The following is a 13,644-nucleotide window of genomic DNA, read 5'->3' as shown; positions in this document are numbered from 1 at the left end:
AGAGCTTTCTAGATGCTTACGTAAGCTTCAGCCTGCCAAGCTTCGTTCAGCAAGCCCATCAATGTTTCCGCGACGGGGAAGCCGTGCTCTCCAATGGCCGTGACGGGAACTCCCGGCGTCCAGGAATTCATGACGGCCGCGCCCGTGAAGGCCGCCAGCTCATCCAACCTGATTTCCTGCCGCCGCTGCGGGACGCCCATGCGTTCCAGCTGGCGCTGGACGATGCGCATTGTCGTTCCCAGCAGCAGCTCCGCCTCGGACCACACCACGGCCTGGCCGTCCCAGAACACGAGATTCCAGATGGAAGCCTCGCTGAGCCTGCCGTGCCGGTCGACGAAGGCCGCGTCGTCGAATCCCTGCTCGAGCGCACGATGAAGAAACCAGGTCTTGGCGCCTTCGCCGACGTGCTTGATCGAGGCCAGGTGCCGTTCGTGCGCGACCGCCTGCAGCCGCAGGGGGTGGGCAGGACCGTCGTGCGGCGCGCCGGTACGTACGAGCATCGATGGCGTGGCGCCCTTGCTGGCCGCCGTGAATTCGCCGTCCGGAACGAACAGCGTCACCGTCAAGGACATGTCGGCGGGACCTTGCTCGAGCGCGAGGCGGACGGACGCCAGGATCTCCCCGTCCGGCAAGGCCTTGCCGAACAGGGCAAGCGAGGCTTCGCGCAGGCGCGCCAGGTGCAGGTCCATGCCCTTGGCCTTGTGGCTGCGGATTTGCATTGCAGTAAAATGTGCGAAACCCGAGAAGGCCAGCGGCGCCAGCTCGGACGCGCTTGCCGTACGGTTGTCGATCAGTGCGGGGTAAGCTGTGGTGTGAACGGACATGGTCTTGCTCCTTGGATCGTCAGGGGAGAGGGCAGTCTAGAACCTGACACCGCTGTGAGAGTCAAGAGGGCCCATGAAGATCGGTGAACTGTCCAGGCGCTGCGACGTCAGCATCCGCATGTTGCGTTACTACGAAGCGGAAGGGCTGCTCAAGCCGCGCCGCACTGCGAGCGGTTACCGCGACTATGGCCCGCTGGACGAGCAGGCGGTCGAGCGCATCAAGCTGCTCGGCTCGGCGGGGATGACGCTGGCGACCATCCGGCAGTTTGCCGAATGCATCCGGGGGGAAGGGCGCATCTTCGAGCCCTGCGACGAATTGCGGGAGACCCTGCGGGAGCAGCTCCGGCAGATCGAGCAGAAGACGGCGAAGCTGCAGCAGAGCCGCAGCGTGCTGGAGAAGTTCATTCACGATGTGAACTCGTGAGCGAACGCCCCGGGAAGTCCTGAAACTTTCCTCCATATCCGTATTTGATTCCCGCGGGCTTCTCCGCTATCGTAGCGGGCAGCACGGTATTGCCAGAACAAAAAAGGATTCCTGAATGACATTTTTCTCCATCCTCGTCGCGCTGATCATCGAGCAGTTGAAACCGCTGCGCGCCGACAACCAGGTTTACGGTGGCATCAAGGGCTTCGCGATGCGCATCGAAGGCTGGTTCAATGCGGGCGAGCAGAAGAATGGCCGCATGGGCTGGATCCTGATGATGCTGGCCCTGATGCTGCCGACCTGGCTCATCTACTGGGTCTTCATGCACTACAACCTGGTGCTGCTGGCCTTCGCCTGGAACGTGCTGATCGTCTACCTCACCCTGGGTTTCCGCCACTACAGCCATTACTTCACGTCGATCCAGCTGGCCCTGAACCAGGGCGACGAGGCCACCGCGCGCCAGTTGCTGGCCGAGTGGACCCGCCTGGATACGGTCGGCATGGACGCCACCGAGATCTGCCGCGTGGCCGTCGAAAAGTCCCTGATCACCACCCACCGCAATGTATTCGGCGTATTCTTCTGGTTCCTGATGCCGCTGGGCCCGGCCGGCGCCGTGATGTACCGCGTCTCCGAATACCTGGCGCGCGCCTGGAACGAACCCGACCACATGCGCAACGAAGCCTTCGGCCAGTTCGCCGCGAAAGCCTTCTACTGGATCGACTGGATCCCGGTGCGACTGACGGCGGTGGCCTTCGCCGTGGTCGGCAACTTCGAGGACGCTATCTATGCCTGGCGTAATTTCGCCAGCCGCTGGACCGAGGAGTCGAAGGGCATCATCCTGTCCGCGGGGGGCGGCGCCATGGGCGTGCGCCTGGGCACGCCGAACGAATACGCGCCGCAGCCGCTGCCGATGGACGCCGCCACGGTCGACCTGAGCGACCGCGACGCCGAGTTCCTGCCGGGCGAGGAACCGAACCTGCGCGCCCTGCAGAGCACGGTGGGGCTGGTGTGGCGGGCGCTGATCCTGTGGATGATCCTGCTGCTCCTGCTCTCGAGCGTGGTGTGGCTCGGCTGAGGGATAGAGTGTAACGGGTCTCGTCCGCAGGTCTTCTATAAGATATAATACTCAGCTGAGGTTGTTCTCATCCACGCAGTATTCTTGTATCAGCAAGCAGCACTATGGCCGAGTTACCGCACACCACGGATGAAAAACTGAAGGACGAGTTTTTCATCCTGGGCATTACCAGCAAAGGCAGGCAGTTCCGCCCCAGCGACTGGGCCGAGCGCCTGTGCGGCGTCATGTCCTGCTTCGCCCCCGGCAGCGCGGGCCGCAACGCCCATCTCCAGTTCTCTCCCTGGGTGCACCCGACCATCGTCAACGGGGTGAAAGCCGTGGTCGTCAGCCGCGAGCTGCAGAAGATCGAGCCGCTGGCCTATCACTTCGTGCTGAACTTCGCCAGGGACAACGATCTGCAGGTGGCGGACGCCTGCTTCGTGCCGCCGCCGGACGAGAAGAAATAGACTGGCCTTCCAGATTTTAGAACTGGCGCTATGATGAAAGTCGTAGCGCCAGTTTTGCATGTGCGGCCCCATCACGCCGTACAGGCAGGGGAGGACATCATGCACATCGGCCAAATCTGCACCAGCCAGGCCACCCATTGCACCCGTGACGAAACCGTGCAGGGCGCCGCGCTCCTGATGCGCCGCCATCACGTGGGGGACGTGATCGTGGTCGACCAGTTCGACGGCGCCAGCGTCCCGGTCGGCATCCTGACCGACCGCGACATCGTGGTCTCGGTCATCGCCCCCGGGCTCGACCCGGCCAGCCTGCAGGTCGGCGACATCATGAGCGAGGACCTGCTTACCGCGCGCGACAGCGACGATGTCTACGAGACCATCGAGAAAATGCGCCTGCGCGGCATCCGCAGGGTGCCGGTGGTCGACGCCGGCGGCAGCCTGGCCGGCATCGTCAGCGCCGACGACCTGCTCGAATTCCTGGCGGAAGAGATGGGGGAGTTGTCCAGGATCAGTCCCTGGCAACAAGCTCACGAGCGACGCGCACGGCAATAGCTTGCGGTCTGTTACCATCCCGCATCAACTTGATTGCGGGATGGACATATGGACTGGACGAGCGAAACTTGTTTTCCGAAACGCGGCCTGGGTGCGCGTCTCCTGGGCGGCATTGCGGCCGGCGCCCTGGCCTTCGTGCTGGGCGGCGCGGCCTGGGCGGCAGATGCGAAGCCGGCGCCGCTGCCCAAGGGCGTCACCCTCGGCCCCTCGGTCGAGGGCATCACCGAGTACCGCCTGGCCAACGGCCTGAAGGTGCTGCTGTTCCCGGATGCCTCGCGCCCCTCGATCACGGTCAACGTCACCTACCTGGTCGGCTCGCGCCACGAGAACTACGGCGAGACCGGCATGGCCCACCTGCTCGAGCACCTGCTGTTCAAGGGCACCAGGAAGAACCCCGACATCACCGGCCAGTTCGCGCGCCGCGGCATGGACTTCAACGGCACCACCTCGCTCGACCGCACCAATTACTACGAGGTGTTCCAGGCGTCCCAGGACAACCTCGACTGGGCGCTGCAGATGGAAGCCGACCGCATGGTCAACTCGCCGGTCGCCCAGAAGGACCTGAACAGCGAAATGACGGTGGTGCGCAACGAATACGAAAGCGGCGAGAACTCGCCCGTGAACGTGCTGTTCAAGCGCATGCAGAGCGTGGCCTACGACTGGCACAGCTATGGCCGCTCGACCATCGGCAACCGCAGCGACATCGAGAACGTCCGGATCGCCAACCTGCAGGCCTTCTACCGGACCTATTATCAGCCCGATAACGCGGTGCTGCTGGTGGCGGGCAAGTTCGACGCCAATAAAACCCTGGCCAGCATCGGGCGCCTGTTCGGCGCCATCCCCAAACCGAAGCGGTCGCTGCCGCAGTTCTGGACCGTCGAGCCGACCCAGGACGGCGAACGCAGCTTCGCCGTGCGCCGCCAGGGCGACGTGCAGATCGTGGCCGTCGGCTACAAGGTGCCGTCCGACCTGCAGGACGATGCGGAGGCGCTCGGCTTCGCGAACGAAATCCTGGGCGACGCGCCGAACGGCCGCCTGCACAAGCTGCTGGTGGAAACCGGCAAGGCCAGCCAGGTCTTCGGCTTCGCCCAGACCGGCTTCGCACCGGGCCTGCAGTTCTTCGGCGCCGTCGTGAAGAAGGGCGAACCGGTCGAGCCGGTACGCGAGGCGCTCACGCAGGCCGTCGAGGAATTCGCGAAGACGCCGCCGACCACGGAGGAAATGGAGCGCGTGCGCCGCTCCTACATGAACACCATCGAGCGCAGCCTGAACGACCCGCAGGCGGTCGGCGTGGCCCTGTCCGAGATGATCGCGCTGGGCGACTGGCGCCTCTACTTCCTCGGCCGCGAGCGGCTCAAGACCACGACGGCCGGGCAGGTGGCCGCGGCCAGCGGCCGCTATTTTGTCCGCAGCAACCGCGTGGCCGGCACCTTCGTGCCCGAGGATGCCCCGCAGCGCGCCGCGATCCCGCCCGCGCCCACGGTGGAAGCCGTGATGAAGGACTTCAAGCCGTCGAGCTCGAGCCTGGTGTCGGAAGACTTCGACCCCAGCCAGGCCAACATCATGAAGCGCACCCAGCTCACCACGGCGGGCGGCGTGAAGCTGGCCCTGCTGCCCAAGAAGAACCGCGGCGAGACCGTCACCGTCGATCTGCGCCAGCACTTCGGCGACGAGAAGAACCTGTTCGGCAAGGGCGCGATTCCCGCCCTGACCTCGAGCATGCTGATGCGCGGCACATCGCAGTACAGCCGCGCCCAGCTGGCCGACGCCTTCGACAAGCTCAAGATGAGCGGCAGCCCCCGGCACTTCCAGACCACCCGCGAGAACCTGCCCGAGGCCTTGAAGCTGGCCGCCCACGTGCTGAAGGAGCCGGCCTTCCCGGCAAGCGAATTCGAGCAGCTGCGCAAGCAGATGCTGGTCGGCCTGGAGGCCAGCCGCGCCGAGCCGCAGAGCGTGGCGGGCCGGGCCCTTGCCGCCCATTTCGAGCAGTACCCGCGCGGCGACATCCGCCATGCCAACACGCTCGAAGAGGACATCGAGGACGTCAAGGCCGCGCGCCTGGAAGACCTGGCGGCCTTCCACAAGACCTTCCACAACAGCAGCCCGGCCGAAATGGCCATCGTCGGCGACTTCGATCCGAAGGAAATCGTGCCCCTGGTCGACACGCTGTTCGGCAAGTGGACGGCGCCCGCGAACGTCGCGCCGGTGCTCATGAAGCATGCCGAGGTGCCGGCCGCCAGCCGGTTCCTGGATACCCCGGACAAGGAAAACGGCTTCTATACCGCGCGCATGAGCCTCGACCTGAACATCGAGGACCCGGACTACCCGGCTCTGATGCTGGCCAATTACATCTTCGGGGAGGGCGGCCTGAAGTCGCGCCTGATGGATCGCATCCGCCAGAAGGACGGCCTGTCCTACGGCGGCGGTTCGAGCCTGGACGCGGGCGACCTGGACCGCGCCGGCGGCTTGTCGATCAGCGCCATCGCCGCGCCGCAGAACCTGAGGAAGCTGGACGCCGCCGTGCGCGCGGAGCTGGCGCGCGCCGTGAAGGACGGTTTCACGGCCGCCGAGCTGGCCGACGCCAAGTCCGGCCTGATGCAGCAGCGCCTGCAGAACCGCGCCAACGACGCCGTGCTGGCCTCGGGCTGGACCGGATTCCTGTACCGGGACCGTACTTACGAATGGTCGGCCGCCTTCGAGCGCAGGCTCATGGCGGTGACCCTTCCGCAGCTGAACGCGGCCTTCCGCAAGGCGATCGTTCCCGCCAAACTGTCGGTGGTCATGGCCGGCGACCACGGAAAGGCGAAGGAAAGCGGGAAATAGCCCTCCATTTAGCAACAGCATACGTTCCGGATTGTGACAGGCGCGGCCCGCTGCGTTAGAATGTTTCCTTTGGGAAGCATCAGTTGCAGAGCATCAGGAGCATCATGAAAGGGACATCCAAAGCGCAGCCGGTGGCCGAGCTGCCATTTACCGGCAAAGTCGCCCTCGTCACCGGCGCCGCCAGCGGCATCGGCCGCGCCACGGCGCTGGCCTTCGGCCGGGCCGGCGCCTGCGTCGTCGTGGCCGACACCGCCATCGACGGCGGCCACGCGACCGCCGCCATGATCGTCGAATCGGGCGGCAAGGCGCTGTTCGTGCGCAGCGACATCGCCAAAACCGGCGATGTCGAGGCGCTGATCGAAAAGACCATCAATTACTACGGACGCCTGGACATCGCGGTCAACAACGCCGCCGTGGACGAGGAAGGCGCGCCGCTCGCCGAAGGCGAGGAAGAGCAGTTCGACCGCATCATGGGCGCCAACGTCAAGGGCGTGTGGCTGTGCATGAAGCTGCAGCTGCGCCAGATGCTCAAGCAGGGCAGCGGGGCGATCGTCAACGTGTCCTCGGTGTCCGGCCTGGTGGGCGCGCCGAACCACGCGATCTACGCGGCCAGCAAGCACGCGGTGGTGGGATTGACCCGCAGCGCTGCCGCCGAATACGCACGCGAAGGCATCCGCATCAACGCCCTGTGCCCGGGCGCCGTCAGGACCCCGCGCACGTCCGATGCCCAGCTCGAGGCGCCGGAGCCGATGGGCCGCTTCGCCGAAGCGGCGGAGATCGCCAATGCGGCGCTGTGGCTGTGCTCGGAGCAGGCGTCCTACGTCAATGGCCACGAGCTGGTGGTCGACGGCGGTTTCACCGCCGTGTAAGCGTAGGGTGGGCGCTCCTGCGCCCACGCGTCCAGTCAGCTGATGAATGGACGCCGTCGCTGCTCGAAGAGGATGTGAACGCGTGGGCGGGGGAGCGCCCACCCTGCTACTACCCGGCGTTCAGCTCCGCCACGAAGTCAACCATGTCGTCCCTGAACCAGGCGGCAAGACTCCACCGTCCGCCCGTCGCGGGCAAACCCCAGCCTTTATTCGCCTGTCCTACTTCGGCCGCGGATCCTTCAGCCTGTGCTGGGAAACCGCCACCCGCCCGGCGCGGATCTCGCGCACGGCTTCGGCCACTGCGCGCGCCACGTTGCGCACTTCCTCCTGCACGGCGGTATCGCGGTCGAGCGTAGCGTGGCTCTCGGCATAGGACTCGTAGTAGCCGATGTAGCGGTCGAGCTGGGCGAAGCTGCCGGCGTCGACGAAGTCCATCCAGCCGAACCAGTCCGCCAGCGAGCGGCGCGTCGACTCGATGCCGGCGACGTCGCCATGGACCACCAGACCGAAGGCGCGCCCGGCCAGGTGCTTCGGATAGTCCCATCCCTTCAGCTCGAGTTCCTTGGCCTCTTCCGCCTTCTTGCCGTGGGTCGAGGATGGGTCGGGATTGCCGCCGTCGGCGCATACCAGGCGGTCGATCATCAGCTTGAGCGGGGAAGGCGACTGGTACCAGTAGACCGGCGTGACGATGATGACGCCGTGGGCCAGCACCCAGCGTTCGTAGATCTCGTTCATCCAGTCGTTGACCTGGCGCTCGGCGTGGTTCGGGTAGCAGCTGCAGGGCCAGTGGCACAGCGGCATGGCGGTCGAGACGCAGCCCTTGCAGGGGTGGATGTGACGGTCGTAGTCGGAGTTCAGCAGGCTCAGGTCGAGGACGTCGGCTTCGAAACCCTGTTCCACCAAAATGTCGCGCGCCATCATCGTCATGCGCCAGCTTTTCGAGATTTCGCCCGGGCAGGTGCCGTCGTTGCGCGAGGAGCCGTTGATCAGGAGGACGCGGTTGCGCGAAGCGGGATCCTTCTGCTGCCGTTCGGCGGCCAGCAGGCGCTCGTGGGTGTCTTTCCACTCGATCGACAGGTCGTAGGAAGGATCGGCGTAGCCGGGACCGGCCTTGACCGTGCGCGGCGCCTTGCGGCCCTCGTGGTAGGCCTCCCAGGCGACCTGCTCGATGGCGTCGAGTTCGCGCGCCAGGCTGTCGTAGCCGGGATCGTGGAATGCGTTGCGGAAGCGGATGTGGAATTCGTCGCGCCCCAGCTTGGCGGGCGCCTGGCCCTTGCGTACCTCAGTCATGCCGCCTCCTTGTTTTGCCGAAATTATCGACCGGTCGACAGGCGCAGAATGTTCGCGCGCGCACATTGCGTGATTAAAACGTGGGACAGGGCAGGGGCACGGTCGTAAAAAAAGCCGGACACTGTCCGGCTTTCCTCGATGCGTGAAGCGAATCAGCCTTGCTGGTTCAGGTGCAGGATCCAGTACTTGGCCAGGTCGCCGGCGCCACCGGCGCCCTTGATGCCCTGGAAGGTCTGGATCGCTTCGGCCTTCTTGCCGGCGCGCGCCTGCGCCATGCCCAGGCGCAGCTTGGCTTCCTCGGCATTCTTCAGGCCGCCCTTGGCGATACCCTGCTGGATGAAGCCGATGCCCTTGTCGGCCTGGTCCATCGTGGCGTAGGCCCAGCCCAGGTTGACGAGGCCGGCGCCGGTCTTGGCCTTGGCGGCCGAGGCTTCGCCGCTGGCGATGTTCTTGGCGTCGTCGGCGGCGCCCTTGTTGGCCTTGTCGCGCAGGGCGGCGTGGGCCTTGGCATTGCTGCCCTTGCCCAGCACGCCGTTGGCGAAGCCTGCGTCCAGCACCTTCTTCGCTTCGGTCGGGAAACCGTCGCGCAGGGCCAGCTCGGCCAGGTTGGTGTACTCTTCCGGCGCCATCTGCTTGGCGGCGGTGGCGAACTGCAGGCGGTACATATTGGCCAGGTGGGTGTTCTCGTCGAAGCCCGCCTTGCGGCCGACGCCGCGGTTGACCAGGTCGGTCCAGAATTCCTCGGTCGGGTAGGCCGCCACCAGCTTCTCGAGGGCGGCAACGTAGCCGGCGTCATCCTTCTGCTTGATCGCGATCGAGGCCAGCATGCGCAGGTCCTTGTCGGTCGGCTTCTGGCCGGCCTTTTCCTGGGCTTCAACGATCGGCAGCAGGGCTTCCTTCGCCTTGGCGAAGTCGTTGCTCAGGTAATAGGCGCTGGCCAGGGCCGGGCGCACCGCGTCCGGGGTGGTGCTTTCTTTCTGGTAGCGCTGGAACCACTCGATCGCCTTCGGATAGTTCTTGGCGTTGAAGTACATATTGCCCAGGGCCTGGATGAAGTTGGCCTGCTCGGCGGCGGTGAGCTTGCCCGAGTTGATCACGGCTTCCAGCGCCGGCATCGCGGCGGCATCGTTGCCGGACGACGAAGCCACGGTCAGCTTCATGCGGTTGATCACATAGCTTTCGTACGGCGTGATATTGGGGAAGGCTTCGGCCTGGGTGATGCGGCTCTGCAATTCGGTGAAGTTCTTGGCTTCCACCAGCGGCTTGACCGCGGCCGGATCGAGCAGCTTGAAGATTTCTGGACGAACGGTGTCCTTCGGCGCCGCGGCGGCTGCCGGCGCATCGCTCTTCTGCTGCGCATGGGCACTGGTCACCAGCGCCGGAGCGGTCGCGCCGATAGCGGCGAGCATCAGGCAAAGGCGGGCAAGACGGAATTGGGCCATGAATAATCCTTCAATCAAGAGTGTGGTGATAGGGCATTTGCACAATGTTTATATTAAAAACATGGCGAAAATGCCATCCCGGACAAAGCGTGCATTGTCCCATAAATGTCCATTTCAGGCTCGGCTATTGTGCGGCAAGCGCCGCACGGCGCCATGGTCCGTTACATAGCGTTACTTCCCCGTCCTCCGCTTCCAGGGCACACCGCAGGTAAGCTGCGCGTCGGTTATCATCATGCCTTTTGACAGCCAAACCCGACCTTGAATCAGTATATGCAATGGGCCGCGCGGACATGAGCGCTGGTGTCTCCCTGTTGCCCAACGAACCGCGCATCGACCTTGACGGCATCCAGGCGGCCCTGACGGAGCAGCACCTGCATCCGGCCATTGCCGCGCTAGAAGCTTTCCTGCTGCATCTGCGCGCCGAACTCGATCCCGCCCTGCGGGAGCGCCAGCCCTTCAAGCTGGGCAAGCCCTACCCCCTGGGCCAGTGCCTGGAAATATCAAAGGCCGTGCAGGAGAGGCTGGCCGCGGTGGACGAGGCCGCGTTGCCGCCCATGGCGGCGGCGGGGTGGCGCGCCCTGTATGCCTTTCACCAGGCCGGCGGGCGCATGCGCCAGGTGTGGGGCGACTTGCGCGGGCAGTATTTCCAGAACGCCTTCCAGGTCGGTACGCTCTACGTCGACGTGTCGAACGACACGGTAACGCCGACCAAGCCGAAGGTGGAAATCCTGCCTTTCGAGGAGGCGAATTTCACCGCCATCCGCGACTACCGGCACTATGGCAGCGTCGCCGAACGGTACTGGGGCGAGACTGCATATCCGAACCATGTGCTCCCCGCCCTGGCGCCGCATTGCCCGCTGATCCACGTGAACGGCAACGGGCGTATCCAGCTGCGTGCGGTCAGCGACTACATGCTTGCGCTGACCCGCAGCCGCGCCTTCGTGCCCAGCGAAACGGTGCTGGGCGATGCGCCGATGCCGCAGGCCTTGTTCGAACGAATGCGCCAGGCCTTGCAGGATAGCGGGCACGACATGCCGGAGACGCCGGAACAGGGGCGGCAACAGTCCTTGTCCGAGTGCCACCGGCAGCGCGCCCAAGGTAGGCACCAGTCGCAGGATGCGCTGGCCCGCCTCGTCGACGATGCCATGGCGCTCAACCGGGTGCTCGGGTCGCGCACCTCCGGAAAGGTCCTGAAGATTGGCGACACCGACTACAGGGTGGGCGAACTGAGCGATGAAATGCGGGCGCGTTTGAAAGAGATCGAATCCGTGGATGCCGAACTGGCCGGCCTGCAGGCGCGCGCGAACGCGCTGCAGGCCACGCGCAATGCCAGCATCGCCCAACTGAAGGCGATGCTGGCGGCCGCCGAACGCGGTTGCGCCGCTCAGGCCGCGCTGTCGAACCCCGGCACCGGACAGCGGCCCGGCGCTTCCGTTTCGCCGGCCAGCCAGGCCACGACGGCCTCGAGCGCGGGCGGCGCGAAGCCGTAGGTCATCAGGGCCGGGGCGACGAAGTCGAGCGCCTGGTAGGGGTTCCACAGCGCCAGGTGCAGGTCGGGGCGCCAGTTCGCGCGCGCATGCGGGCCGTAGCGGCGGCGCGAGGTCGACGCCAGGATCGTGAAGCGGCCGTCCCGGGGCAGGGCGGCCCAGTCGAAGGTTTCGGCATCCGCGAAGGTGACCAGCTCGACCTCATACACGCTTCCCAGCGCTTCGGCGATGCGTGCCGCCGGCACGCCCGCTTCGGACACGCCGTCGCTCACCACGTCGCCGCGCGCCACCAGGCGCACCTTGCTGCCGCGCGGCGGGCGCTGCGGCTGCTTCAAGGCGGTGAGGCCGGCGCGCCAGGCGCGCGCCATCAGGGCGCGGTCGTCCTGCTCGACGGCGTAGGCCGCGCTGCCGGCCGGATGGCGTTCGGCGAGGCCGGACAGGCGGGCCAGGCGCGCCTCCACCTCGGCCAGCGGCAGCACGCCGTCGCGGATCGCCCCGGCGATCGCATGCACGGTCTCGACCTGCGTCTCGCGCGAGCCGATCGCCATCACCATGTCGGCGCCGGCCACCAGCGCATTCACGGCCGCTTCGCCGGCGCCGTAGCGGTGGGCGATGGCGTGCATGTCCATGCCGTCGGTGATGATCACGCCCCGGTAGCCGAAGCGCTCGCGCAGGATGCCGGTCAGGATGGGGCGCGACATCGTGGCCGGGAAGTCCGGGTCCAGGGCCGGGTAGACGATGTGGGCGGTCATCACGGCCGGCGCCGTGGCGGCCGCCATGCGGAAGGGCGCGAACTCGAACCGTTCCAGTTCTTCCAAAGGTTTGTCGACCGTCGGCAGGTCGCGGTGCGAGTCGACGTGGGTGTCGCCGTGGCCGGGGAAGTGCTTGACGCAGCAGGCCACGCCTTCGCTCTCGCTGCCTTCCATCCAGGCCATCGCAAGTCGAGCTGCAAGCAATGGGTCGGCCCCGAAGGAGCGCTCGGCGATCACCGGATTGTGCGGATTGTTGTTCAGGTCCAGCACCGGCGCGAAGTTCCAGTTGAAGCCGAGCGAGCGCACCGCGCGCGCTACGGCGGCGCCGACTTCGCGGGCGAGGCCCGGATCGTTGGCCGCGCCCAGGGCCATGGCGCTGGGCGGCGCCGGCACCCAGGTCGAGCGCACCACCGCGCCGCCTTCCTGGTCGAGGGCGATCAGGGCCTGCGGGCCCATCGCATCCTTCAGCCCTGCGGTGAAACGGGTCAGCTGGGCCGCGTCCACCATGTTCTGGCGGAACAGGCAGGCGCCGCGCACCTTGTACTGGCGCAGGAATGCGTCCGTGTCGGCATCGAGTTCGGTGCCGAACAGGCGCACCATCATCAGCTGGCCGGCGAGATCCAGGTAATCGCTCATGTCGCGCTCATCTCGTTCAGTTCGTTTTGGTGACTTTGCTCAGGTGGCGCGGCTTGTCCGGATCGAGGCCGCGCGCTTCCGACAGGCGCGCCGCCATCATGTAGAAGGCCTGGATCGCGACGATCGGGTCGAGGTCGGGAATGGCGCTGGTCGGCAGCAGCAGGTCGCGGCTCGGCACGTCTTCCGGCGCGGCGAGCAGCACGCGCGCGCCGCGACCGCGCATCTCCTCGGCCAGGGCGACCAGGCCGCTTTGCGCCGGGCCGCGGGTGGCGAAGATCAGTAGCGGATAGCCTTCCTCGATCAGGGCCATGGGGCCGTGCTTGATCTCGGCGCCGGAGAAGGCTTCCGCCTGCAGGGCCGAGGTTTCCTTGAATTTCAGGCTCGCTTCCAGCGCGACCGGGAAGCTGATGCCGCGGCCGACGACCATGATGTTGCGGGCCGGGGCCAGCACCTCGATCGCGGGCGACCAGTCGACGTTTGTCGCGGCGCGCAGGGCGTCGGGGAGGGCGGCAATGCCGTCCTTCAGTTCCCGATCGTTCTGCCATTCGGACACCAGGCGCGCGCCGGCGACCAGGCTGGCGATGAAGCTCTTGGTGGCGGCGACGCTCTGCTCCTTGCCGGCGTGCAGGGGCATGGTCCATTCGGCGGCTTGTGCCAGCGGCGAGGACGCGTCGTTCACCAGCGCCACCGTGGTCGCGCCGCCGTTGCGGAAGTAAGTGATCGGTTCCACCACGTCCGGGCTCTGGCCCGACTGCGAGATCGACACGGCCAGGGTGTCGCGCGTGACGAGCGGCGATTTATAGAGCGTGATCAGCGACATCGGCAGCGAGGTCACCAGGCGGCCCATGCGCGCCATGATCAGGTAGGCGAGGTAGCTCGACGCATGGTCCGAGCTGCCGCGCGCGACCGTTACGGCGCTGTGGAAGTTGGTCGAGCGCAGGGCGCGGCCCAGCTCCGCATAGCGGTCGACATCCTGCACCAGCTGCTGCGCGATGCAGTCGCCGGCGGACAGGGCTTCCTGGTACAT

12 protein-coding genes are annotated in these 13,644 nt (G+C 66.2%); 7 read left to right on the top strand and 5 right to left on the bottom strand.

The window, feature by feature from the left end; genetic code table 11:
- Positions 1-8: 8 nt before the first annotated feature.
- Positions 9-824: an aminotransferase class IV family protein gene (locus ACQ7JA_RS19630; protein ID WP_430900804.1), complete on the bottom strand. Its 816-nt coding sequence runs from the start codon at positions 822-824 to the stop codon at positions 9-11.
- A 73-nt stretch (positions 825-897) separates the two neighbouring features.
- On the opposite strand from ACQ7JA_RS19630, the gene ACQ7JA_RS19625 reads away from it, so the two are divergent.
- The 6 genes from ACQ7JA_RS19625 to ACQ7JA_RS19600 all read left to right on the top strand — a co-directional run bounded on the left by ACQ7JA_RS19625 (position 898) and on the right by ACQ7JA_RS19600 (position 7,010).
- Positions 898-1,248 (top strand): MerR family transcriptional regulator, encoded by a 351-nt coding sequence (locus ACQ7JA_RS19625; protein WP_430900802.1) that lies wholly within the window; start codon positions 898-900, stop codon positions 1,246-1,248.
- Between the two features lie 115 nt (positions 1,249-1,363).
- Positions 1,364-2,323, top strand: coding sequence for a CobD/CbiB family protein (locus ACQ7JA_RS19620; RefSeq protein ID WP_430900800.1), 960 nt, complete (start codon positions 1,364-1,366; stop codon positions 2,321-2,323).
- Positions 2,324-2,427: 104 nt separating this feature from the next.
- Complete coding sequence (locus tag ACQ7JA_RS19615; RefSeq protein ID WP_430900798.1) at positions 2,428-2,769, top strand: DUF3579 domain-containing protein; 342 nt, start codon at positions 2,428-2,430, stop codon at positions 2,767-2,769.
- 99 nt (positions 2,770-2,868) lie between these two features.
- On the top strand, positions 2,869-3,318 hold the full coding sequence (locus ACQ7JA_RS19610) for a CBS domain-containing protein (protein ID WP_430900796.1): 450 nt from the start codon (positions 2,869-2,871) through the stop codon (positions 3,316-3,318).
- Positions 3,319-3,366: 48 nt separating this feature from the next.
- The gene (locus ACQ7JA_RS19605; RefSeq protein ID WP_430900794.1) at positions 3,367-6,141 is read left to right on the top strand and encodes a M16 family metallopeptidase; all 2,775 of its coding nucleotides are present in this window, start codon (positions 3,367-3,369) and stop codon (positions 6,139-6,141) included.
- Positions 6,142-6,245: 104 nt separating this feature from the next.
- The gene (locus tag ACQ7JA_RS19600; protein ID WP_430900792.1) at positions 6,246-7,010 is read left to right on the top strand and encodes a glucose 1-dehydrogenase; all 765 of its coding nucleotides are present in this window, start codon (positions 6,246-6,248) and stop codon (positions 7,008-7,010) included.
- Positions 7,011-7,229: 219 nt separating this feature from the next.
- On the opposite strand, the gene ACQ7JA_RS19595 is transcribed toward ACQ7JA_RS19600, so the two are convergent.
- Positions 7,230-8,300, bottom strand: coding sequence for a flavodoxin family protein (locus ACQ7JA_RS19595; RefSeq protein WP_430900790.1), 1,071 nt, complete (start codon positions 8,298-8,300; stop codon positions 7,230-7,232).
- A gap of 152 nt (positions 8,301-8,452) precedes the next feature.
- On the bottom strand, positions 8,453-9,742 hold the full coding sequence (locus ACQ7JA_RS19590; protein ID WP_430900788.1) for a tetratricopeptide repeat protein: 1,290 nt from the start codon (positions 9,740-9,742) through the stop codon (positions 8,453-8,455).
- 290 nt (positions 9,743-10,032) lie between these two features.
- Between ACQ7JA_RS19590 and ACQ7JA_RS19585 the strand changes: the two genes are divergently transcribed.
- The gene (locus ACQ7JA_RS19585) at positions 10,033-11,232 is read left to right on the top strand and encodes a hypothetical protein (protein ID WP_430900786.1); all 1,200 of its coding nucleotides are present in this window, start codon (positions 10,033-10,035) and stop codon (positions 11,230-11,232) included.
- Here the strand turns inward: ACQ7JA_RS19585 and ACQ7JA_RS19580 are convergent.
- Positions 11,127-12,617 (bottom strand): glycoside hydrolase family 3 protein, encoded by a 1,491-nt coding sequence (locus tag ACQ7JA_RS19580; protein WP_430900784.1) that lies wholly within the window; start codon positions 12,615-12,617, stop codon positions 11,127-11,129. The two genes, ACQ7JA_RS19585 and ACQ7JA_RS19580, sit on opposite strands and share 106 nt — an antisense overlap.
- A 16-nt stretch (positions 12,618-12,633) precedes the next feature.
- The gene (locus tag ACQ7JA_RS19575; RefSeq protein WP_430901036.1) at positions 12,634-13,644 is read right to left on the bottom strand and encodes an SIS domain-containing protein; all 1,011 of its coding nucleotides are present in this window, start codon (positions 13,642-13,644) and stop codon (positions 12,634-12,636) included.

It is taken from the genome of Massilia sp. BKSP1R2A-1, assembly GCF_050586525.1.
GTDB lineage: Bacteria > Pseudomonadota > Gammaproteobacteria > Burkholderiales > Burkholderiaceae_D > Telluria.
The sequence above is the reverse complement of the archived record's forward strand: the minus strand, read 5'-3'. Positions and strand labels throughout refer to the sequence as shown.